We start from the raw sequence: 23,156 nt of genomic DNA, 5'->3' as shown, positions 1-23,156 counted from the left end.
ACCGACACTTGATACAGGAACTGAATAAAAAATACGGGTCAATGACCCAAATGGTGAGAGAAATTGGAATCAAGAAAAGAGAGGCAAGGAAGTAAGTATAGTCGATAAACGCCAATTTATTAGGCGCGGTCAAAAAACAGAAAAAGCAAAATGTATAACGAAATAATTCAAAGATAATAAATTAAATATACAAAGAAGGTTCACCCTGGGGCCGAGTTTTAAAACGTCGATGCAACCAGAGGTACTGTTCAGGGGCCCTCATGATTTCATGTTCTATCATTTTATTCAGATAATGAGCAGCTAACAGACTGTCCTCATAAGGATATTTTTCTAAGATCGGAGAAATAATAAGTTGATACCCTTTCCCACCATCCTTACGAATCACGACAGCCGTCACCAATTCAGAACGGGTCAGCTTGGCAATAATAAACGTCCCATTGCTGGTAGCTGCACGTTCTACGCCCAGAAAAGGCACAAATACACTGCCTTTTACGCCATAATCCTGATCGGGTGCAAACCAAACACTGCTGCCTTGCTTCAAAGTATGCACCATGGAAATGAGTTTTTTCCGGTCAACCAATACATTTCCTGACCTCGAGCGCCCCCATTTTTGCACCAGTTCCAGCACGTTATTGTTATGAGGGCGATACATCACAGTCATCGGTTTACAATGGCCTAAAATACGAAAGTGCAACTCCAGCGTCATAAAATGTACACCAACCACAATAACACCGCGTTGCTTACTTTCAGCCTCTTGCAAATGTGTAATACCAACAATATCAATCCATTTTTTTATTCGCCAATCGGGCCAAAACCATGCCATCCCGGTCTCCAGTAGTGCGATGCCGAGCGAGGAGAAATTATCAATTAGCTTATTCTCAAGCTGCTGAGATGAGATGTCAGGGAAACAAAGCATCAAATTACGCCTGGCAATCGCTACTCGTCTTTTTAAAAAATGCATTGACTGACGCCCTAACCATCCTCCCAATACCACCAATGCAGGATAAGGCAGTTGAACCAGTAGAAAGAGTACTCCTAGACCAAACCATAATAACCAGTATCTAGGATGCGCGTAGCTTAAAAAAGACCGACAACGATTAAACATACCTTGATCTCTACTCACTTGCGCGCGGTTGACATTAAACTTAAGTTACCACCATTTAGAGATAAACATAACGAAAAACAATTCATTTAATTATTGTAATTTTTCATATTCAGCAGACAATATTTCATAAATTTTACTAAAACGTTGTTGAATAATAAGTGGTTGACCTTCTCTTGCAGCAAGTACGCCAGAGATAATCACACAAGTCTGTGTAAATAAAAACACTTTAAGCTCTTCTTCAGTCAATTGGAATGTTCCTCCATTAGAGGCGATTAAGCCTACTCGATAATTATTTGAAAACGGAAGATAAATAACATCCCCTACTCTCCCCTCGGCAAAAAATACAATCCACACTTAGGACAAATGACCGTAACATTTTCACGAAATCTATTTCTTTTCTGCTCAGTGATATGCTTGCATACGGGACAAGTCACTTTCACCGTTGTGCGATTAAACATCTGGAGAAAATCAAAGGTAGCCATACATTGTACCAAATAGGTGTATGAATATGCAGTGTACGCCCTAAAATCATAAATAGCACGATATCATCGTTATTATCCTTAAATCTCTAACATTAAATTTCAACACTCTGTTATTTAACAACAAATACCACAAAAAAGAAAATAGCCAGATTCGTAAACTTATAAAACAAGTATTGCCGTGAACACAATCGCTCAACATTTATTTATAGATAAGGTGAATAATCAAACTCAACATTAGATGCCCCCCCCACTGAATACCCTATCAATTCAGAAAATACTATAAAAATATTAACATAAAGCTTCAATAATAAACCGGCGTTAAATTGCTGATTGGAATAACAAAAAGATAACTAAAAAAGAGTTATTTTATGTGACTCATTCATCAAGAATTAATATAGGCATATCAGCATCTAAAATAAAAAACGTTATACCCGTCATACTTCACGCTACTTGCGCGTTGACAAAGTTCAGTCTCCCAAATAACTGGCTGGATAGCCGCTACACACTCAGGGTCGCTTCAGTACTGTGCAGACTATCACTCGTTTTATTTCCATGCGGTTACATAGCGCATGCTCCGCAATCCTTTGATCGGTAGCGCCGATCGATAAGATCGCATTGATCTATCAAAACGATTATCTTTTGATTATCAACACAGCTAAAATACTGCCGAGAATAACCATAACGCACTGTTTTATCTGATTTACCCCCATCATCGTGAAGGGATAATTATTGCCTATTACCAGGTAAATCAATAATCAGCAGATAAAAATCAATCCGTTATTTTGCTAAATCAGGACAGGAGTGGAATGACCCCGATTACCTCTATTAATTTAACGATACTGAGTCAACAGGGTAAATCGGCCACCCGGTTGAGCCAGGCGATTGAACGGCTTTCATCGGGCCTGCGTATCAATGGCGCAAAGGATGATGCCGCCGGTCAGGCGATTGCCAACCGGATGACCGCTAATTTGAATGCCAACAGCGTCATCATCAACGGAATGAAAGATGGCCTCAGCCTAATGCAAACGGCCGAGAGCGGGCTTAATGCCATCAATAATCTGCTACAACGTGGCAGGCAACTCGCGGTGCAGGCGGCAAATGGCACATTGTCAGATACCGATCAGGCCAGCCTGAACGGTGAATATCAACAAATCAGAGAAGAGATCGATCGCCTCGCTTCATCGACACAGATCTTTGGCCGCTATCCGTTGGCACCTGCTGAACCGGGTCCTCAGCCTGCCAAATTAGGGGAAACCTTGCCGCTGGCTGAAAAGTTTCCCGTCCCCAATATCAATCATCAATTTCCCTCTGGGGTGATTTCGCTGGCTTACATTCCTGCTGGCGCAAAAAATATTACCATCACCATCGACTCATTAAGCGCCGATGACGATATCCAGCTCTTTGCGCGAGACGGCAGGCATCTGGCCGGTACGCCCGCAGAAGGAGCAGACGCCGATATCGTCTGGTCAGCAAACGGCGTAACGGATGAAAGCACCATGAATACCGCCGTGATTACGCAAGATAACGGCTTTTTACCTGGAGCCACCTACTCGGCAGATTCGTTGCTGCAAGCCGGGGAATACAATATCAACACAGGGGCACAGACAACGTATCAGGGTATGACCATCACCTACAGCGGTGATGGCGACCGTTTTGAAGATGCCAACACCGGGGGCTTTAACGATGGAAATGTGGGCGCAGCAAACCGACTGGAAAAAATTCACATTGATGAGGTGACAGAAGATCTGATCGTCATTGTGGTTGGCAGCGGCGTATTTAATAGCAGCGCAAACTGGGATGAACTACCCACACCGACAGAGCCTGCCCCGCCACTACCGCCCTCCATACCGATCAGCAAGGAAACGACATTTGTCGTCGGGGCGAATTTCGGTGATGAATTGCAAACGGTCACTATCAACCCAACGCCAGCAGACAGCCAGTCACTGGGGCTTTCCTCTGTGACGCTAAGTACACCAGAACAGGCCAGTGCGGCATTAGCCACATTCGATAATGCACTGAACACTCTGGACGGTTATCGCAGTGAATATGGCAGCCAGATGAACCGTTTTGAATCCGTCACTGCCGTGCTGTCACAGGAGAAGGTTGCCATCGCTGCCGCCCGCTCACGCATATTGGATGCGGATTACGCCATTGAGGTTTCCACGATGACAAAATCCCAGATCCTACAACAGGCTTCCCTGTCCGTATTGTCACAAGCCAACCAACTGTCGGGAAACGTATTAAAGCTGTTACAGGGATGACGTGCCGCCATAAACATCACGTTGCTATTTTTCTATCGAATTGCGATCGCCATGAGCATTGAAATATTCAGCCGCTGCCCTTTCACCACGGCGGCGTTTACCTGTCTGGGAAATAGGGATAACGGTAATGTGCCAATCACTGTTGTTGATATTGAACACGGTATCGACATGGCACTATTAAGCCACATCATTACCACTGAACACCGGACATTCATTATTATTCTCAACAACCGCAGACATGCACCGGTGATGGTGGCTAAAAAGGTATTGCTGTTATCAAAACACGCGCCGATGAGCACGATTAAAAAAGTGATCTCTGCCATATCATCGCCCAGGGAAATAAAAGGCAAGACGATATCGTTATCACCGAATGAGAAAATATTCTTCGGCTATTGGCTGGACGGAATATCAATAAAAACCATCGCAAAGAAGATGGTGATAACCCATAAAACTGCCAACAACATGAAAAATAATATCTACAGAAAATATGGCATAAAGGATCTGCTCACCTTTTTACTCATCGCCAGAATCTCACACATGCAAAGTATCGCTGATGCCGAACATCACAGGGTTATCTACGTTGATAAGGTGGCGTGAGGTAACATTCTGAGAGCAACTGGAGACTTGAATCCCACTGATTTTGCGAGCATTATCGCAATATATCCCTTTTCTGCTCGTGTTGCGTATGCCATCTATCCAGGAACTTCAAACAGCAATCTCCAACATGTCGATATGGCGTAAAGGCGATCAACGTGCGCCTCATAAGCCATTGTTGCTGCTTTATGTCCTATCGGCCTATCAGCAAGGACACCCGCGCCTGTTCCACTATGGCGACGAAATCCGTCCGCAGCTCTTGGCTCTTTTGAACAGCTTTGGGCCACAGCGGCGTGCTCATTACCCTGAAATGCCATTCTGGCGGTTAAAGGGAGATGGTTTTTGGCAGTTGCAGAATAACGAGCAGTGTTCACCACAGAAAGGAAGTAAAGAGCCGCCAAACCGCGAGCTGATTCAGCACGATGTCATGGGGGGATTTGATGACGCCAGCTATCAGCTATTATGCAAACAGCCGCAGCTTATCGATAAATTGGCTCAACAGATTTTAAGTGAGCACTTTCCTGAAAGTGTTCAAGAAGTGATTGCCAACCGTCTGGAGCTGTTGCTAGATGATGTACGCAAGTCTCGCGATCCTCATTTCCGTCAAACGGTACTACGTGCGTATCAATACCGCTGTGCGGTCTGCGGTTATGATTTACGACACGATACAACGCCTGTCGGCCTGGAAGCCGCACACATCAAATGGAAGCAATACGGTGGCCCTTGCACCGTAACCAACGGGCTTGCCTTATGCTCAATGCATCATTCTGCATTTGATATTGGTGTTATCGGTATTGATCACAGCATGAAACTGATGGTTTCAGAAGGCGTGAATGGCAGCAAGATCGTCGAAAGGCTATTCTGGGATTTTGAGGGAAAGCCGCTGTTTCTGCCTAAAAAGCGGGAGTACTACCCGCTTGAGCAGTTTGTGGAATGGCATCGGGGGCAGGTTTTTAAAGGTATTTAAGCCCATTTCCTGATTGGTAACTCCGCCACCAATCAAAGAAAACCTTTGTCTTTCAAGTACACGCGACAGCTTTAACGCGCACTGGATGAAGGCAAAGAAAAAAGCGGAAGAGCTGCATCCGAATTTAAGTTTCGACTTCACGTTTCATGATTTGAAGGCGAAAGACATTTCTGATCTGGAAGGCAATTTGTACGAAAAACAAACCATACCCGGCCATAAAAATGTTGCTCAGACTGCAAGATACGACAGGAAAATAGCAGTCGTTCCAGTTGTTGGTGGTCAGAATATGGCGAAGTGATATGGCGAAAATATGGTGAAGAGGTGGTTTAGGCACAAAAAAACCGCCTTTCGGCGGTCTACGACATTGCACATAATGTGCTTGTTTTAATTCTTTTTAAATCAATGGTGCCGGGGCGGACTTGAAAAACATGCCATAAACATTGTATTTAAAGGATTTACCTTAAAATATAACGTGCATGTACCCGCATTTGTACCCACAGCCCACATTGCTTCATTCCCTACCCTGCCGTTCACTACGATTCCTAACAGTGACGCCAGTTGTTGAACTGCAACAGCATATTACAAAGACTGGCTATTGTCAGCCTATCTACCGACCCAGTTTTCTACGCGCAATCCTGGCACACGCTCAAACTCACGCACATTGTTCGTTACCAGAATCAAACCTGCGGACCGCGCATGACCAGCTAACATGGCATCATACGGGCCGATGGGGGTTCCTTGTCTTGCCAGTTCCGCACGAATTTGCCCCGTATGTACGGCAGCGTCAAAGCCATAAGTTTGCACTTCCAGACGCGCAGAAAACCCTTCAATCACGGCGAGATTCTTTTCTGGGTTTACCGATTTCTCCGCGCCGTAAATCAGCTCCATCAGCGTGATAGCACTGATAGCAAACTGCCCGTAATGGCGGTAGAAAGCGTCCCTGACTTCCTGCGGTTTGTTCTTGATGGTGTAAATACAGATATTGGTATCGAGCAGATATTTCAGCATCAGAAATCTTCCCTGACCTGATCATCGGGTTGCTCTCTGGTGATCATGAAGTCAGGTGTTACTCCATCTTCTTCGAACCAACTGTCCCAGCTTTCGCCTGCCGGAGTAATGATACGTGTGCGACCAATCGCAACGATATCAACCTGCTTCACATCATCGGGCAGCGCAACGGCTTTAGGGAGTCGTACCGCCTGGCTGCGATTGCTTTTAAATACTGTGGTTTTTTCCATGGCAGTCTCCTTGGATAAATTTTGTGCTATCGATAGCATAGAATATTGATGGGATATGTCAATGGGATATACCTGCGTAGTGTGATTGTTTAATCACCTTGCCGCCAACATCCCCGGATAATGTTTGGCAATGATATCGTTCATCTGCTCGATCAGATCAGGACGTTTAAAGGTGAGATGCCCAGTGCCCTTCTGAAAGTAACGCACACTAAAATACTCATCTTCATATTCCTGCTGATGTGGATTATCGCGAATATGGTCCATCAACCGGATAGTGAGATCGCCCCGGTTATCAGGAATCGGTTTACCATCCAACAGATACAGCATACGTTCCAGGTCGGCCAGTTGATCGCGTCGCCAGCCCCAGTTCAGGCCAAAGCCCCAACGGTTGTAGGTCACCAGATTACTGATGATGATTTTCTTGTCGAAGTAACAAGGGTGATTGGTCTTGTAATCCCACGATAGCCCTTTGAATACGTTGATTACCCCACGCTCGAATACCTCCTGCTTGCTCTGGTGAAGTTGCTCAAACGTGCTGAGAATATTGGCTTCGCTAATGGCGGGTAGCTCACCCTCCTCCAGATTTTTATGCCACTGGCTACGCGCTTCGGCATCCATCAGCGATAGCATGCCGGATTTCAGCATCAGGTCACGCCAGATATTACGATCCAACGTGCGAGTAATGGCTGGCATCGCTTTATCAGGTGTCTCTGTCAGCCAGCAATCGTAGCGATGTCCTTGTTTCAATGCCCAGTCTTCAGCGGTGCCGCCACCGATAGTCGCCGTTAGCGTTGAGATCGACTGTAGCTGATTAAGGAATTGTTCTATCTGTTGTAGCGCGGCATCACGTCCGGTGACGATACGCTCAATGTTGGTCGAGCAAATCAGCTCGGTGTGTTCGGTCAAAACCTCGGGTTCAGTTTGCATAGTTTGTGGTCCATACATAAAAGCAAATGCGCCAACCGGTCAGGGCTGGCGCATTATGCATCGGAGAGAAGAATAAATAGATTTGGTGAGATGTAACTGGAAAGCGGCTCGCAGTCTTTATGCTTTGAGCAAGCCGGTAGCACGTCTGGCACGGAGAACATCAACAGCAGTGAGAAACGGCGATTGCTCCTGCCAGTTAAAGCCATTGCGATCGATACGCACCAGTTCGTATTTTTCCACCAGAAAATTGACGGCATTGAGCAACGTGACGCCAGCATCAATATGTTCCTGAATCACATGTTCCTCGCAGAACGGTGTGTCGTTTAGCGTCAGGCCGTAGTGCTTTTCCAGCAGGTAGGTCAGAAGCTGCTGCCAGACGGCTATAGGCGACGCACAGGGGTTATCCTCCCGTGGCGGGATTGCAGGTGTTGTTTGCATGGGAACTCTCTACAGGTTAAGTCGATAAAATCAGGGAAATGTTCAGGATGGTGAGAGACGCTGCGGGTTATTCTGTTACCGCAGAAGTTGGATAAATAACGATATACACGTAGCCAACGCTGCCCAGCGTATCGGCTTCACAGGTCCATTCGTTGCAATGCAACGTAACACAGCCCTGCTGGCGGGGATTCAGTTCCCCCGTGCGTAGTTTCTGCTCCAACTGCTTGATCAGCTCAGAGAAGCAACGTTCCAGACTTTGGGCTTCCGTTTTGCTGAACGTACCGACAACGCTGTCCCGGTCTGCCAGATAATGCAGACGGTTACCTTCCTGCACCAGTCTGGCTCCAAATCGCGGCGTGATGGTACATTTTAATCCCCATTCCGGGGTATCCGATGATGACATGATGTTTTCCTTATAATAGTGCGACAGTAAGCGTGCTAATCACAGCCAGCCGCGTTCAGCGAACGACACCACCTCAGCGCCGCCGACCACCAGATGATCGAGGACTTTTACGTCGAGTTGTGAGAGTGAGTCCTTCAGCTTATCGGTAATATGACGGTCAGCCTGGCTGGGCTCGGCACAGCCGGAAGGATGATTGTGTGCCAGTATCACGGCGGCGGCGTTATGACGTAGTGAAGCTTTGAGGATTTCACGCGGATGCACTTCGGTGCTGTTGATGCCACCCAGCGCGATAATTTCCTTTTCTATCAGACGGTGCTGGTTATCCAGATACAGCACCATAAAGACCTCGCGCTCCAGGCTACTGAGCTCTAGCATTAACCAGCTTTTGGTGTCTTCCGAGGTTTTGAACTGCCGCGCATTTTTACGCACCCGTTTTTCCAGCAGGCACAGCGCCATCTGGATGATGCGCTGTTCTCTGGACGCAACGCAGCCTGCCAATGAATTACATGACATGGTGATCCCTTATCTAAACGATGGATGATGAAAAAGCAGGGTGAAATGGATGATAAGAGCACATAAATCCAATGCCTCGCGCAGACGCACGAGGCATTGGTTACGGAATAGCGAATAAGGTCAGCGGTTATTCCATCCTGAATTCCCATATGCCCTGATCGGTATCAACAATTATTTCAAGGACATTACATTCGGCTCCCCAGTTTTTTGACTTGAACGTCGTTTCAAAAGTGCTGCCGAAACGGAGTCGAACGGGCTTCCAGGACGCTTCGGAAAGATGCTTACAATTTCCCCGGTTAACCGTAATGTCTTTGACGACGACAGTATCAGTCAACGCCGTCACGGATATCCTTGGGTAATAGGGACCGGCGTACCAGTTTCCTGATGCAATATAGCTTTTCACTCTGACAGGCGAGTTTTCTGCAAAAACGCTGAACGAGCACAATCCCAGACAAAGCGCGATGAGTGCTTTTTTCATGATATTTTCCTTTATTCGACAGGCCGATGCCGATCAATGACCAGAGGGGATAACACTCAACGATGGCTGAATGTCAGCGAGTCCTTTTTGCCGTTGTAGTGGGTAAGGTTAAGCGTGGTTTTGTCGGCATCATGGGTGCTGTCAATCTTCACGATTTCACTGCAATCCTTGATGCTAATCGCCTTGATTTCAGGAGCGAGGTTGGTTTTATTGACGGCATACCAGCTTCCTGCCGGACAGGCCATCCCGGCACTTTGTTCCAGAAAGGCGTAATACGGCGTGTCGGTCAAACGGGTATAAAGGCTGGCGGTATCCGCGCCCTGAACCAGCATATCTTTACCGCTGTCTCCGCAATTCCGACAGAAAAGCTGGTCCTGCGTGTTTCTAAGTATTTGTGCCTGATACGCCAGAACTTGGTTATTCATCTGGAAACGGTTTTTCTCTCCATTCTTCCAGGTGACAGTGAGCAGCGTGTTATTTTTATTTTCCGTAACCGACACGGTGGCTACAGCCGATAAATCAGAGCGGTCATCGTCAAACTCAATAAAGTGAACGGTGGGAGAAGCTGCATATTTATCGATGTAATAAAAATCGGGTGTCCTGTTAGCCGTATAAGCAGGAATGGCATCATTCAACAGAATGGTATAGCGCGCCATGTCCCATAACTTGCTGTATTGATCCGTTTTATTTTTATAGCCCTGTGGATAGTCAGAAATAAAGAAACTGTCTTTCCTGTCGGGTCCACAGAGATGGCAAACCATGTGCCCTTCGCTGTCGGTGATAATTTGCGGTTCATTGTCAGCAGGCTTTGCCTGTACAGACAGAATGGGAAGAACAATCAGCGAGGCCAGCAGCATCCCGCTGCATGGCAGTGCAGGTTGTGTTTTCATTGTGATTTTCCTTCGGAAAGGCTTTCGGTTAAAAACCGGCCCATCCGCCAACGGTATTGATGATAAAAAGCAGGCAGGCCATAAAAATCACCAGCGTGATATACCAGCGCATAAAGCGGCCAAACAGCTTCAACAGCGTTCGCATATTATTTTTCTCTGCAAATCAGGTAATACAGCAATCCGGCCAATAACGGGTCGATGACCATACCCAAAATAAACCAGCCCCAGAATGAGCGACCGTTACTGGATGCCACGCATCCCAGTACGATTGCCAGTCCAACCCAAAGCAGTAACAACGGCATCATTGCCCTCCAGACGCATACGCGTTACATGAACATGTTATTGATTCGTAAAAGTAAAAAAATTTCAGAGTGGAATGTCGATTTTATAGCGGGGAGAAATGGCGGTATAACAAATCAATTCGATCGGTTAGATCGACAAAATCGATCGGTGACGATAAAGAAACCTGATGGGAAGCAGCAAAAACATTAGTCGAAGAAGAAAGACCACACGGCATTTGCCGCTCTGGCGACCGAATGGGTGACGCCATGCAGCACCTGTTTTGCCACCTGAGGCAACGGAGAGTGGTCAATGACCCAATCCACCGCACTGACCACCGTGTCGGAAAAACCTGCCCTGGCCTGCTGTACCGCGCTTTCAGTTTGGTGCTCGGCACGTAAATGCGGAATGACCGGACTGCGAGCCCGCTTTGGGAGAAGGGTTATCATCGCCTCCACTATCTTTCCCAGTTGATAACGGCCTTTAACGGAAAGCGGTAAAATGTTCTCTGCCACGATACCGAGTTGTTGCCCGATAACCGCCTGCTTTTGCGCCATATGCTCCAACTGCCTGGATGACGGCTGTGCAGAGGCCCAATGCCATTCCTCGCTCGGTTCAATCTTGTCGACCTGATTGAGCAGCCAGAGTATTGGCGTGTGCTCAACGTTCACGGAGCCGAACACATCACGGTAAAACTGCTCCTCGGCAGAATATGCACGATCATCAGCCTTCAATACCCACAGCACCATATCCAACTCCGGCAGCAGGGATTGATACAGCACGCGATATTCCTCATCCCGTTGCTGACTTTCACCCACACCGGGTAAATCAACCAGCGTGAGATAATGACGACCAAAACGCAGACGAATTCGCTGTGGTTCACGGGTACAGGCTGCGACAGCATTCACCGCACAAACCTCGCTACGAAACAGCGCATTGCATAGGCTGGATTTTCCTACGCCGGTTTTGCCCATAATGCCAATCACCGGTTCATAGGTGACCAACCGGGTCAACTCCTGCATAAGGGCATGACGTAACGAACGGGGATAGCTCCGCAGATGGCGGCGGATCAGCGCATAGCCTGATGATTTTTTCATATCGTCCTCAGAATGAAAAAGGCCATCCGGGATGGATGGCCTGATGAATTGAAATAGGTGGTAATCCAATAAGGTGATATATAACTGAGATTTTTTTAGTTTTTCTGATTCAGTTCTGCCCATGCTTTTTCTATCAGAAATTCGATCACATCAGCCCTGTTACGGTTAAAACGCTTCTCAAGTTTTACCAGCGTTTTTTTAGAACTTTCAGAAATACGAATATTTACTGGTGCTTTGGTGGCAACTTTCTTACGATGCTTCATATTTGCATAGCGTTTGCGCAAAGTATTTAGAAAAAGCGTCTTTGTATCTCTGCGCTCATTCCATAAGTAGTAAATAAAAGGGATGGCACGAAACTTAATATTCTGGCTAATTTCCGAGGAGCCGAAATCACTTAATAAATAATTATTGTTATTTAATTGCTCCCATACCCATTCGGTATGAACAGATTCTGCTTCAGAAAACCAGGAGAACTCATCTTTGATGCTGCTCCTTATACGAGAGTATTCCTTCCGAATTTCATCGAGGATATCCTGTAGATCACCAAGATATAATGGAAGAATATCCAAAATATATAACCCAGCGATCAAACATTGTTCGGCAGTATCTGGGGTACGAAGAGGGAGTTCGTCACGAATGATTTTATGTTTATTTCTATCTCGACGATAAAGACGTCGAGAATAGCGAGTAATTTCATCTAAAAGGGTATTTTGGCAGGTGAATTTTCTGAAAATGAATAGCCAAAAATAAACACAGGCATTTTTATCATGTGCAATCCATGTTACCGAAGATTCATCAATAAAACGATTTTTGTATCGTTCCTGATACCTGATAACCCTCCGAACAATATCCATATCGCCATCGTTATCTCTTAACATCCGATCAATACTGTTATTAATAACACCATTGCATCGGAGAAGGTCCCTCTTGCCCCCCAATGCAAATTGTCGAGCCTCATCCAAAAGATCCAGGCGCCAGAGAAGATAAACCCCCTCCCTAATGGACTTAACTTCAATATGTATACCCATCTTCCATCCTTCATTGCTGGTATCTTCATTGTTTACAACACTACTACAAACATCATCAAAAAACTGTGATTCATGATGCTAAAACTAGACTATCTAAAAGCGTGAAAAAGGCATTTTTTCTTGCGAATTTCTGATGTGTATAGTTGTATTTTTTAAGTTACTCATGCGTTATTCATAACAGATATCACACAATTTAAAATCAATAAAATTAATATTAATCAATATGTTATTGATATATAAAAATTAGTTTAATGAATTTAATAACTATAAATGAAAGAGTTAAGTATTACTTGACTGACTTGTACCAGTATGAGGATGAACCGACTATGTGACATAAGGTGATTCGTCGCTGATGTGGTTCATTAAGGAATAAAGTATTATTTAATAAACACAGTCATCACTATTAGATAAATAATAACACCTTTCGCTTAGTTACTAGTCGAATTATTAAAAACATCCAAAATCGGTTATGTTGATATAAAATCAATCCATCAGTCATACTCCATGCATCATTAAAAATTAACGCACTGAATAATTATCATGAGATAAATCCACCGGAATAGACATCATGAAAAAACGTCAGTGTAAAAGCATCAATCCGAACTATCAGCATGACATGCATTTGAACCAAAAACTCAGAACACATCAGGAGATGTTGTTCCTGCGTTACTCAAAGTTACTGATGCTGCGCGTAGATTTTGCGTACATTAAAACGAGTTACGGATTTAAGCACCCAGATGTAAATACTATTGTAGGGGACATGGTTAAGTTACTCCAACGAAGCTTGAGTATAGAAGGACTTGTAGGGTACGTATGGGTACTGGAATATACCGAAGTTCATGGCTTTCATATCCATGCAGCATTTTATCTTAACGGCCAGAAACACCGTAAGACATGGAATGCGTTTCTTTCTGTGACTGAGCTCTGGGATGATATTACCGATGATGAAGGTTATACGCATTGGTGTAGCCCCCAGGAATACTATGACGTACAGGGTGAGCGCGTTACCTCTTGGGACAACAATACTGGTCGAGACGACATGCTATATATTCTGAGTTATCTCAGTAAAAAGGATCAGAAGACAGACAGAATTATTTTTCAGTGCAGCGATATTCCTTCCCAATGTAAAAGTGGAGGACGCAACAGAAACAAACGCAGCTCTCATTTGTAAAAAATTACTCCGCTGGTGAATCATTTGAAGGAGTTCGCCAATTTCCATTTTCCGGCTCCTTCTCCATTCACCAGAGGAGAAAAACGATGAGCACCACTACCGATTATCGCCTTCTTGACGACCAGTTCGTCGATATGGCATTTATCACCCAGTTGACCGGACTAACCGACAAATGGTTTTACAAGCTGATTCAACTGGGTGAGTTTCCGAAGCCAATTAAGCTGGGCCGCAGTTCCCGCTGGCTGCAAAGTGAAGTCGAAACCTGGTTACAGCTACGTATCGATCAATCTCGCCAATAGTCGCACTTTCTCAACCCTACTTATTTTCCTGCTAACAGCGATAGAACAATCTCTACGCACGCACTCCTTGTCGCCAGAAATGGAACCAATTTATGCGCTTTCTAAAATGCTATCTGGCTAGTAACGCCAAAAATCGTTTTGTTAGTTCGACTGAGGCTAGCCGCCTGCCTCAAGGTCACTGGACGTGTACATCCTGTGGCTGCACGTTAATCCTGCATAAAGGTTCTCAACATGAAAGAGCCTGGTTTGAGCATGACCTGCTCAATATAAGTTCAAAAAAACTGATGGCATGTCCCTATCGAGACCCCGAAGAGAAAGAAGAAGAGAGGATTAAAAAATTACGGGAGCAGGTCTTTGCCAGCTACGTTCTCCCTAAACCGAAAAGCTGGTATTGCGCACTGTGCAAAAAAGACTATACCGGTAAGAAACTCTGCCCAATGTGTAAAGACGGTATCTACAGTGTTGTCGCCAGGAAGAAGGGACATGAATCCGAGGAAGAAGATCATCAGGAATAGATAATCCAGACGCGTTATCTCTCCCATCATTTCAGACCGAAACAGCGCCGTATCCCCTCCTCCTTATTTCATTTTCCCTGGATAACAGGCTGTCATCCGACTTCTCCGGAGAACATCGGCTGTCTGTTATTTCGCATATTGGAGATATTTTCCAAATGGCACGTAACACGACCCTATCCACGTTACTGGATAAGTACCAGAGTCATCTTGATGACAGCACAACGCACGCTATTCATCAGGGTATCAGTACGAGAAAAATGCATACCTTCCATCAGTTGAGTCTGACGACAGTGTCTCTGCCAGGCCAGCGTAAAGCGCATCTGATTATTCCCGCCAAGTTAATGCAGCAATCAGGGATATCACGTATTGAAGCTGGTAGCAGAGCTATTCTGCCAGTGAAGGCTGCACGCTATCTTCGCCGATACCCTATGCTGAGTGGTATTCTGATCAGCGAATGTGAGCGACTGCATCTGGAGGTATTGAGTGACAGTCTTCAGCAATTATTTGATCGGGAAAACGACCCCGGCATTCGGGAAATACTGACGCTACTGTGCTGGTTCGAGCTACTTGACGGCCTGTCTTTCCGGGAATGGGCATCACTGGTTAATAAAACTGACTGGCAGATCCAGGTATGGGTTAACACCCGTTTGAAAACTCAGCCAACCCTTTGGGCGATGATTGACGAATACGTTTTCTTCGCCTGCTTTGGTTACTGGGCAGACTATCGGCCTGCTTCATTTTCATGCCGTTACGCGCATACTGACTCAGAGCGCTTTTGATCGGTAATGCCGATCGATACGATCGCATCGATCTATCAAAACGATTATCTTTTGATCGGCAGCGCCGCTAAGCTATTGCCGAGAATAACCATAACGTAATGTTTTATCTGTTTTTTATTCCCATTTTCGGGAAGGACTGACTATTGCCTGTTATCCGGTAAATCAATAATCAGCAGATAAAAGGCATCCCGTTATTTCTGCCAAATCAGGACTGGTGCGTAATGACCCCGATTACCTCACTTCATTTAACGATACGGAATCAACAGGATAAATCGGTCACCCGATTGAGCCAGGCGATTGAACGGCTTTCATCGGGTCTGCGCATCAATGGTACGAAGGATGATGCCGCTGGTCAGGCGATTGCCAACCGGATGACCGCTAATCTGAATGCCAACAGCGTTATCACCAACGGAATGAAAGACGGTCTCAGCCTGATGCAAACCGCCGAGAGCGGGCTTAATGCTATCAATAACCTTATACAACGCGGCAGACAGCTTGCAGTGCAGGCGGCAAATGGCACGTTGTCAGATTCCGACCAGGCAAGCCTGAACGGTGAATATCAACAAATCAGGGAAGAGATCGACCGCATCGCTTCGTCGACACAGATCTTTGGCCGCTATCCGTTGGCTCCAGCTGAACCGGGTCCTCAGCCTGCCAAATTGGGGGAAACCTTGCCACTGGCTGAAAAGTTTCCCGTCCCCAATATCAATCATCAATTTCCCTCTGGGGTAATTTCGCTGGCTTACATTCCTGCTGGCGCAAAAAATATCACCATAACCATCGACTCATTGAGCGCCGATGACGATATCCAGCTCTTTGCGCGAGATGGCAGGCATCTGGCCGGTACGCCCGCAGAAGGCACAGACGCCGATATTGTCTGGTCAGCAAACGGCGTAACGGATGCAAGCACCATGAATACCGCCGTGATTACGCAAGATAACGGCTTTTTACCTGGAGCCACCTACTCGGCAGATTCGCTGCTGCAAGCCGGGGAATACAATATCAATACAGGGACACAGACCACTTATCAGAGTATGAACATCACCTACAGCGGTGATGGCGACCGTTTTGAAGATGCCAACACCGGGGGCTTTAACGATGGAAATGTGGGCGCAGCAAACCGACTGGAAAAAATTCACATTGATGAGGTGACAGAAGATCTGATTGTCATTGTCGTTGGCAGCGGCGTGTTTTACAGCAACGCAAGCTGGGATGAACTTCCCACACCGACGGAGCCTGCCCCGCCACTGCCGCCCTCCGTACCCATCAGCAAAGAAACGATGTTTGTCGTCGGGTCGAGTTTCGGTGATGCACTACAAACGGTCACCATCAACCCAACGCCAGCAGACAGCCAGTCACTGGGGCTTTCCTCTGTTACGCTGGGTACACCAGAACAGGCCAGTGCGGCATTAGCCACATTCGATAACGCACTGAAAACGCTGGACGGTTACCGCAGTGAATACGGCAGCCAGATGAACCGTTTTGAATCCGTCACTGCCGTGCTGTCACAGGAGAAGGTTGCCACCGCTGCCGCCCGCTCACGCATATTGGATGCGGATTACGCCATTGAGGTTTCCGCGATGACAAAATCCCAGATCCTACAACAGGCTTCCCTGTCCGTATTGTCACAAGCCAACCAACTGTCGGGAAACGTATTAAAGCTGTTACAGGGATGATGCGCCGTCAGAGACATCATTTTGCTATTTCTCTACTGAATCACTATCGCCATGAGCATTGAAATATTCAGCCGCTGCCCTTTCACTACGGCAGCGTTTACCTGTCTGGGAAATAGGGATGACGGTAATGTACCCATCACTGTCGTTGATATTGAACACGGTATCGATATGGTGCTATTGACTCACATCATTACCGCCAACCACCGAACATTCATCATTATTCTCAACAACCGCAAACATGCACCAGTGATGGTGGCTAAAAAGGTATTGCTGTTATCAAAACACACATCGATGAACACGATTAAAAAAGTGATCTCTGCCCTGTCATCGTTCAGAGAAATAAAAGGCAAGACGATATCGTTATCACCGAATGAGAAAATATTCTTCGGCTATTGGCTAGACGGAATAGCAATAAAAACCATCGCAAAGAAAATGGTGATAACCCATAAAACAGCCAACAATATGAAAAACAATATCTACAGAAAATATGGCATAAAGGACCTGCTCACGTTTTTACTCATTGCCAGAATTTCACATATGCAAAGTATCACTGACGCAGAACATCACAGGGTTATCTACGTCGATAAGGTGGCATGAGGTAAGGTCTGAGAGTGACAGGGCTTTTGAGTCTTAAGATATTACGAGCACCGAAATTAGGACATTGGTTCAACTGACAAAAAGCCTTAATAATCCACTAATGCAACTCAGTAGCACTTTAACGTAAACTCCAATTTGGCTATAAAATCCCGTACAAAAGAATGTTTAGCAAATTTCTTAAGATAAATAAGCAGTAAGAAGACCCAAAATCCTTTTGCCCCCTTTCTTGGCAGCTCAAAAAACACACACCCGTGAGATTCCCTCCTAATTTTACGTGAAAAATTTTATAAAATTACGTAAAATATAACATAAAGACACTCTGCTTTTTGCTTAATAAATGGACGAAACTGATGGCTAACGTTGACGCAGATTACTGCTACTCATTTCCAGCAATACGTGGCATACAGGCTGGACGTCCCTTTTATATTGCTACTTGTCCAATGCGCATCATCCCTAAAATTTTTAGTTTTGATGAGAGCGAAGTTCCACCAGAGCTACGAGCTCAGCGCATATTGAACAAATCTCGCATTCCAGAAATGGTTCGTTATCTACTTGAAAATCCAAAGGACTATGTTTTCTCAGCTTTGACTGCATCAATTGCAGTTGATGTACAGTTCGATGAATTTTCTGGTTCGAATAATCTGGGAACATTACGGGTTCCCATGGAAGCTCAAATTCTCATCAATGACGGCCAGCATCGTCGAAAAGCAATAGAGGATGCTCTTGAGGAGCGCCCAGAATTGGGGCAAGACAACATCCCAGTACTATTTTTTGTTGATGAAGGGTTAAAGCGTAGTCAGCAAATGTTTGCCGATCTGAACAAGTATGCTATACGTCCAAGTCCCTCTTTATCGGCACTGTATGATCACCGTGATATCAGCTCAAATTTAGCTCGATATCTGGCTATGTCCGTTGAACCGTTTGTTGGATTAACGGAACTGGAGAAATCCAGCATTAGCACACTATCCAATAAACTATTTACTTTAAGTAGCATTAAACAGGCAACCAAAGCTCTGTTGGGTAAAGATCCTAAAGAGGGTGATATTGAGGCAAACACACACATTGCTACGATTTACTGGCAAGCTGTTTTTCAGGTTATGCCAGACTGGCAACTAGCAGCAAGAAAAGAAGTTTCTCCCGCACAGCTACGTCAAGATTATGTACATGCTCATGGTATCGGACTTCAGGCGTTAGGATTGTTAGGTCGTTGTTTGCTTGCAGAATATCCGGAACACTGGCAACAACAACTATCGACACTCAAAACCTTTGATTGGCGTAAAAGTAACCCCGAGCTGATTAAACGGGCAATGCAGCACGGTAAGCTAAGTAAAACCAGTGCAGCTATCCAACTAACCTGTAATGCGTTGAAAAATGCACTATCACTTCCCCTCACTCCTGAAGAACAGGAGCTTGAAGCCCAAATGGTTGTCTCATGAGTAAATTAGTTCAGGCCTTCGATCTGGCCGAATACGAAGATTTTATTAATCAGGAGCAGTTCGCTGGACGCCCTCTGGCCGAATATGTTGCCGAAGTGCAAAGAATTTATTGTGCAGACAAGCGCCCGTGGGTAATTGGCTACAGCGGTGGGAAAGATTCTTCTGCCGTGATCACGCTAGTGTATCTGGCATTGCTCGGTCTGCCCCCAGAAATGCGCAGCAAAGATGTTTTTTTGGTGTCTTCCGATACACTGGTGGAAACGCCGGTCGTTGTGGATCTGATTAAGAAAACGATGTTGCAGATTGAGGCAGGCGCAAAGCGTAATGGTCTGCCGATCACTCAACATGCCGTGATGCCAAAAACCAATGAAACCTTCTGGGTGAATCTGCTGGGGAAAGGATACCCGGCCCCAACCCGAAGTTTTCGCTGGTGTACCGAGCGGATGAAGATCAACCCGGTCAGCGACTTTATTAAAGATAAGGTCAGCCAGTTTGATGAGGTGATTGTTGTGCTGGGTTCACGCAGTAGTGAAAGTGCTTCTCGTGCGCAGGTGATCGCAAAGCATAAAATTGATGGCTCACGCCTAGCCCGGCATACCACACTGGCAAATGCGTTTATCTACACCCCCATTGATACTTGGGATGTAGAAGACGTCTGGAAGCTGCTGCGCGGTGCGTTTCGCTATGCCCCTGAAGATATCGACGAATGGGAAAGCCCGTGGGGGGGAACAACCGTCCTCTATGGACGCTGTATATGGACTCTTCCGCACAGGGCGAGTGTCCGCTGGTGATCGACGAAAGTACCCCTTCTTGCGGAAACTCTCGCTTTGGCTGCTGGACCTGTACCGTAGTCACCAAAGATAAAGCGATGGAAAGTCTGATTAAAAACGGTGAAGAGTGGATGTCCCCGTTGCTGAAATACCGTGATCTGTTGGCATTCACTACTGATCCTGTGAATAAAGATAAATATCGTAACTACAAACGCCGTACTGGCAAGGTGAGTTATCAGTACGCGAAAGACGGTGAAGAAATTAGCGCAGAGCGTAAGCATGTTCCCGGTCCGTACTGGCTTAAATATCGCCAGCAGTGGCTTAAAGAGCTACTGAAGATTGAGCGCGATTTGAATGCCCAAGGCCATACCATCACGTTAATCACGCAGCCAGAATTGCATGCAATCCGCCAGGAATGGCTGAAAGATCCTAATGAGCCAGACTGGTACGACACACTACCTGGTATTTACCGTGAAGTTTATCAACAGGATCTGGACTGGGTAGTTGATGACCAGTCGCGCTTTGACGCCAGTGATGCCGATTTGCTGGTACAGATAGCTCAGGGATTTGACGTTGCACCCGAGATGGTCATGAAACTGATTGAACTGGAAGTGTCAATGGAAGGGTTAAGCCGCCGTCAGGGTATTTTTGACAAGCTCGGTACCATTCTAAAACAGGACTGGGGGAGTCTCGAAGAGATACAGCAGCAACAGTCAGCGCTACAAAAACGTAACGACCGGGATATTCATCAGGAAGAAATCACCAAGCTGGAAGCTGAACTTCAGATTTTACAGCGCAGAATTGTCGATTACAGCGAATCCTCTGTTTTGGTCGAGGAGGAAAACGAACGTGCTCATTAAACAACTCGTATTACATAATTTTCGGGTATTTAACGGTACTCACACCATAGATCTAGCTCCGAGAAAGCGCCCGCACGAAGCGAACTCTCGCCCTATTGTACTGTTTGGTGGTTTAAACGGGGCAGGAAAAACGTCGATTCTGTCGGCGATCCGTCTGGCCTTATATGGTCGGCTAGCGTTTGGCCTTGCGACGCAACAACAAGAATATATTGAACAGCTTAGCTCGTTAATTCACAACGGCGCGTACTATATTGAGCAACCCGAAGAAGCGGCTGTCGAGTTGACCTTTACCTACAATAAGGGCGGTCATGAAGCGGAATTCACCGTTACACGAGCCTGGAAAAAGGGGAAGAAAGATCGTCTTTCTTTGCAACAGGATGGGCAGCCGCTCAGTGAGCTGGATTACGATCAGTGCCAGGGATTTCTTAATGAATTAATTCCGCACGGCATTGCCGATCTGTTCTTTTTTGACGGCGAGAAAATTGCGGAGCTGGCGGAAGATGAATCAGGCAATATTCTTCGCACTGCCGTGCGTCGTTTATTGGGCCTGGATCTAATATCAAAACTGCGTAATGACTTAATAATTTTTGTTAAGCGTCAGCAATCCAGCCAGTTAGCGGGTTCTCAGCAACAGCAGATTGCTGAGCTTGAAAAACAAAGTAAAGAATTAGCCTACCTGACAGAAGAACTGCTAGAAAAAGCCGATTTTTCCAAAACGCGGATTGAGTTTCTGTCTAAAGATATTATCCGCTATGAAGGCTTACTGAATGCGCAGGGTGGCGCATTTGCCCAGACTAAAGCGCAGGAAAAACAGAAAGTTGATACGCTGCTCAAAGACAAGGAGCGTCTGGAAAAAGCACTGCGACAGGAGTGTGATGGGTCTCTACCTTATGCGCTGGCCCCGAACACTTTATCCCAGTTGTTGGGAAAAATTGCTGATGAAACCCAGATTAAGCAAACTCAGAGTTTTGAAAAAGAGTTGGGGCAGTTTTTAGCTCAACTTAAAAACGATATCGCATTGCGCTCCAGCACCACCAGTAAAATTGCCACGGAAGCGATTACCGATAATTTGAAAGAGTATATGGCAACCAAGCCTAAAGGCGATTTGCTATTTGATATCTCTGAACGTGAAGCTGGTATGCTCCAGCAGTCGATTGAACAAGACAGCAAAAAGGCATGGCAACGCTTCGATCTTTACCGTACTCAGTTAGCGGAGATTGAACAGCTATTAGAGCAGGCTGCCGCCAATATTGCCCGCGCCCCGGAAGACGACCAGTTAATGGATCTCTTTGAGAAACTGCGCGATCTGGATAAACAGCGTGAAAAACAGCGGCAAAAATATCTTTCATTGCTGGAAGACGCTAAACAGGTTAAGCAACAGCAACTGGATTGCGTCCGTCAGGTACAAAAAATGCACGATGTTGCCCGCAGCCAGCATGGCTTTAGCAGTGCCTTTAAAAACGCGCAAGAGACAATTAATTTGCTCGACCGGTATAGTGATGTATTGACGCAGGCAAGAGTGAAAACGCTGTCAGAGAACTTCGAAATCGCCTACCGCAAACTGGCCCGTAAAGAAGATTTGCAACTTAGCGCGCATATTAACCCAGATACGTTTGACGTTGAGCTGATTGATGAACAGGGTTCCGTCATAAACCGTAAGCTACTTTCTGCGGGTGAAAAGCAGATTTATGCGATTGCTATTCTTGAGGCGCTGGCAAAAACCTCTGGCCGTGATCTACCAGTAATTATCGATACGCCGTTAGGGCGTCTGGATTCTCAACACCGCGATAAGTTGATTAACCACTATTTCCCGTTTGCCAGCCATCAGGTGGTGCTGTTGTCTACTGATACGGAAGTGGATGAGCGTTATTTTGTCGATCAGTTGCGTGATGATATTTCTCATGCGTATGAGATTGTGTTTAATGCACATACTAAATCATCGGCGCTGAAACCCGGCTATTTCTGGGAATTAACCAAGGAGGCAGTCTGATGCTCCCAAATCGAATGGTGCTTAGTCGTCAGACTGAAGAGCAGCTTAAGAGATTGAAAGGATATACCGGAATCACGCCGAATGTTGCCGCCCGGCTGGCGTTTTTCCGTTCGGTAGAGAGTGAATTTCGCTATTCGCTGGAACGGGATAGTAAAAAGCTGGATGGTTCACTGGTGCTGGATAAAATTACGTGGCTGGGGGAGACATTGCAGGCGACAGAACTGGTGTTGAAGATGCTTTATCCGCAGATAGCGCAGAAGGATATGATCAAGGCTTGGGCTGCGCATGTTGAGGATGGGATTGCGGCATTAAGAAATTATCGAAACTTAAAAGATTTATCTAAAAACATATGAAATAAATATG

The 23,156-nt window shown here is 45.9% G+C and carries 26 protein-coding genes and 2 pseudogenes; 14 read left to right on the top strand and 14 right to left on the bottom strand.

Going from position 1 to position 23,156, the window contains the following annotated elements; all coding sequences use genetic code 11:
* Nucleotides 1-181: 181 nt before the first annotated feature.
* The 3 genes from lpxL to EO763_RS23585 all read right to left on the bottom strand — a co-directional run bounded on the left by lpxL (nt 182) and on the right by EO763_RS23585 (nt 1,563).
* Complete coding sequence (gene lpxL, locus EO763_RS08405) at nt 182-1,105, bottom strand: LpxL/LpxP family Kdo(2)-lipid IV(A) lauroyl/palmitoleoyl acyltransferase (RefSeq protein ID WP_161528678.1); 924 nt, start codon at nt 1,103-1,105, stop codon at nt 182-184.
* A gap of 90 nt (nt 1,106-1,195) precedes the next feature.
* Nucleotides 1,196-1,459 (bottom strand): hypothetical protein, encoded by a 264-nt coding sequence (locus EO763_RS08400; protein ID WP_161528677.1) that lies wholly within the window; start codon nt 1,457-1,459, stop codon nt 1,196-1,198.
* Nucleotides 1,426-1,563 carry a YnfU family zinc-binding protein gene (locus EO763_RS23585; protein WP_235814437.1) on the bottom strand — a complete coding sequence of 46 codons (138 nt, stop codon included), beginning with the start codon at nt 1,561-1,563 and terminating at the stop codon, nt 1,426-1,428. The genes EO763_RS08400 and EO763_RS23585 overlap by 34 nt, the downstream gene beginning before the upstream one ends.
* Before the next feature lie 830 nt (nt 1,564-2,393).
* On the opposite strand from EO763_RS23585, the gene EO763_RS08395 reads away from it, so the two are divergent.
* The 4 genes and pseudogenes from EO763_RS08395 to EO763_RS08380 all read left to right on the top strand — a co-directional run.
* On the top strand, nt 2,394-3,848 hold the full coding sequence (locus EO763_RS08395; RefSeq protein WP_161528676.1) for a flagellin N-terminal helical domain-containing protein: 1,455 nt from the start codon (nt 2,394-2,396) through the stop codon (nt 3,846-3,848).
* Nucleotides 3,849-3,899: 51 nt separating this feature from the next.
* On the top strand, nt 3,900-4,445 hold the full coding sequence (locus EO763_RS08390) for a helix-turn-helix transcriptional regulator (RefSeq protein WP_161528675.1): 546 nt from the start codon (nt 3,900-3,902) through the stop codon (nt 4,443-4,445).
* Between the two features lie 88 nt (nt 4,446-4,533).
* Nucleotides 4,534-5,409, top strand: coding sequence for a phosphorothioated DNA-binding restriction endonuclease (locus EO763_RS08385; protein ID WP_161528674.1), 876 nt, complete (start codon nt 4,534-4,536; stop codon nt 5,407-5,409).
* Nucleotides 5,410-5,467: 58 nt separating this feature from the next.
* Nucleotides 5,468-5,707: pseudogene (locus tag EO763_RS08380) on the top strand (site-specific integrase); the annotation flags it as partial.
* 305 nt (nt 5,708-6,012) lie between these two features.
* Here the strand turns inward: EO763_RS08380 and vapC are convergent.
* The 11 genes from vapC to EO763_RS08330 all read right to left on the bottom strand — a co-directional run bounded on the left by vapC (nt 6,013) and on the right by EO763_RS08330 (nt 12,700).
* On the bottom strand, nt 6,013-6,417 hold the full coding sequence (vapC, locus tag EO763_RS08375; protein ID WP_161528673.1) for a type II toxin-antitoxin system tRNA(fMet)-specific endonuclease VapC: 405 nt from the start codon (nt 6,415-6,417) through the stop codon (nt 6,013-6,015).
* Entirely contained in the window at nt 6,417-6,647 is a 231-nt protein-coding gene (gene vapB / locus EO763_RS08370; protein ID WP_132455036.1) for a type II toxin-antitoxin system VapB family antitoxin, read from the bottom strand. Before vapB ends, vapC begins: the two co-directional genes overlap by 1 nt.
* A gap of 93 nt (nt 6,648-6,740) precedes the next feature.
* Nucleotides 6,741-7,574, bottom strand: a complete 834-nt coding sequence (locus EO763_RS08365) for a DUF4942 domain-containing protein (protein WP_161528672.1) — start codon at nt 7,572-7,574, stop codon at nt 6,741-6,743.
* A gap of 117 nt (nt 7,575-7,691) precedes the next feature.
* A complete protein-coding gene (locus EO763_RS08360) occupies nt 7,692-8,012 on the bottom strand; it encodes a TA system toxin CbtA family protein (protein ID WP_161528671.1) in 321 nt (106 codons plus the stop codon).
* A 67-nt stretch (nt 8,013-8,079) separates the two neighbouring features.
* Nucleotides 8,080-8,415 (bottom strand): type IV toxin-antitoxin system YeeU family antitoxin, encoded by a 336-nt coding sequence (locus EO763_RS08355; protein ID WP_161528670.1) that lies wholly within the window; start codon nt 8,413-8,415, stop codon nt 8,080-8,082.
* A 39-nt stretch (nt 8,416-8,454) separates the two neighbouring features.
* Entirely contained in the window at nt 8,455-8,928 is a 474-nt protein-coding gene (radC, locus tag EO763_RS08350; protein ID WP_161528669.1) for a RadC family protein, read from the bottom strand.
* Between the two features lie 127 nt (nt 8,929-9,055).
* Complete coding sequence (locus EO763_RS08345; protein ID WP_116156686.1) at nt 9,056-9,406, bottom strand: hypothetical protein; 351 nt, start codon at nt 9,404-9,406, stop codon at nt 9,056-9,058.
* A gap of 56 nt (nt 9,407-9,462) precedes the next feature.
* Entirely contained in the window at nt 9,463-10,296 is an 834-nt protein-coding gene (locus tag EO763_RS08340) for a hypothetical protein (RefSeq protein ID WP_161528668.1), read from the bottom strand.
* Nucleotides 10,297-10,442: 146 nt separating this feature from the next.
* On the bottom strand, nt 10,443-10,601 hold the full coding sequence (locus EO763_RS23260; protein ID WP_154715508.1) for a hypothetical protein: 159 nt from the start codon (nt 10,599-10,601) through the stop codon (nt 10,443-10,445).
* Nucleotides 10,602-10,784: 183 nt separating this feature from the next.
* Nucleotides 10,785-11,672 (bottom strand): GTPase family protein, encoded by an 888-nt coding sequence (locus tag EO763_RS08335; protein ID WP_161528667.1) that lies wholly within the window; start codon nt 11,670-11,672, stop codon nt 10,785-10,787.
* 95 nt (nt 11,673-11,767) lie between these two features.
* Nucleotides 11,768-12,700, bottom strand: a complete 933-nt coding sequence (locus EO763_RS08330; protein ID WP_161528666.1) for a hypothetical protein — start codon at nt 12,698-12,700, stop codon at nt 11,768-11,770.
* Nucleotides 12,701-13,268: 568 nt separating this feature from the next.
* On the opposite strand from EO763_RS08330, the gene EO763_RS08325 reads away from it, so the two are divergent.
* The 10 genes and pseudogenes from EO763_RS08325 (at nt 13,269) to dndE (ending at nt 23,146) form a co-directional block, all read left to right on the top strand.
* A complete protein-coding gene (locus tag EO763_RS08325; protein ID WP_161528665.1) occupies nt 13,269-13,871 on the top strand; it encodes a YagK/YfjJ domain-containing protein in 603 nt (200 codons plus the stop codon).
* An 86-nt stretch (nt 13,872-13,957) separates the two neighbouring features.
* Nucleotides 13,958-14,170, top strand: a complete 213-nt coding sequence (locus tag EO763_RS08320) for a helix-turn-helix transcriptional regulator (protein ID WP_161528664.1) — start codon at nt 13,958-13,960, stop codon at nt 14,168-14,170.
* Between the two features lie 92 nt (nt 14,171-14,262).
* Nucleotides 14,263-14,685, top strand: coding sequence for a putative zinc ribbon protein (locus EO763_RS08315; RefSeq protein WP_161528663.1), 423 nt, complete (start codon nt 14,263-14,265; stop codon nt 14,683-14,685).
* Between the two features lie 155 nt (nt 14,686-14,840).
* Nucleotides 14,841-15,464 (top strand): hypothetical protein, encoded by a 624-nt coding sequence (locus EO763_RS08310; protein ID WP_161528662.1) that lies wholly within the window; start codon nt 14,841-14,843, stop codon nt 15,462-15,464.
* Between the two features lie 221 nt (nt 15,465-15,685).
* Nucleotides 15,686-17,140, top strand: coding sequence for a flagellin N-terminal helical domain-containing protein (locus tag EO763_RS08305; RefSeq protein WP_161528661.1), 1,455 nt, complete (start codon nt 15,686-15,688; stop codon nt 17,138-17,140).
* A 51-nt stretch (nt 17,141-17,191) separates the two neighbouring features.
* On the top strand, nt 17,192-17,737 hold the full coding sequence (locus EO763_RS08300) for a helix-turn-helix transcriptional regulator (protein WP_161528660.1): 546 nt from the start codon (nt 17,192-17,194) through the stop codon (nt 17,735-17,737).
* A gap of 350 nt (nt 17,738-18,087) precedes the next feature.
* On the top strand, nt 18,088-19,173 hold the full coding sequence (gene dndB, locus EO763_RS08295; RefSeq protein WP_161528659.1) for a DNA sulfur modification protein DndB: 1,086 nt from the start codon (nt 18,088-18,090) through the stop codon (nt 19,171-19,173).
* Nucleotides 19,170-20,803: pseudogene (gene dndC / locus EO763_RS08290) on the top strand (DNA phosphorothioation system sulfurtransferase DndC). Before dndB ends, dndC begins: the two are co-directional and overlap by 4 nt.
* On the top strand, nt 20,793-22,793 hold the full coding sequence (gene dndD / locus EO763_RS08285; RefSeq protein WP_161528658.1) for a DNA sulfur modification protein DndD: 2,001 nt from the start codon (nt 20,793-20,795) through the stop codon (nt 22,791-22,793). The pseudogene dndC and the gene dndD overlap by 11 nt, the downstream one beginning before the upstream one ends.
* Nucleotides 22,793-23,146: a DNA sulfur modification protein DndE gene (gene dndE / locus EO763_RS08280; protein WP_161528657.1), complete on the top strand. Its 354-nt coding sequence runs from the start codon at nt 22,793-22,795 to the stop codon at nt 23,144-23,146. The genes dndD and dndE overlap by 1 nt, the downstream gene beginning before the upstream one ends.
* Nucleotides 23,147-23,156 lie beyond the last annotated feature (10 nt).

This window comes from Pectobacterium odoriferum (assembly GCF_009931295.1).
In the GTDB taxonomy this organism is placed as follows: Bacteria; Pseudomonadota; Gammaproteobacteria; order Enterobacterales; family Enterobacteriaceae; genus Pectobacterium; species Pectobacterium odoriferum.
Note: the sequence above shows the minus strand (reverse complement) of the source record. Positions and strands in the feature narration are given on the sequence as shown.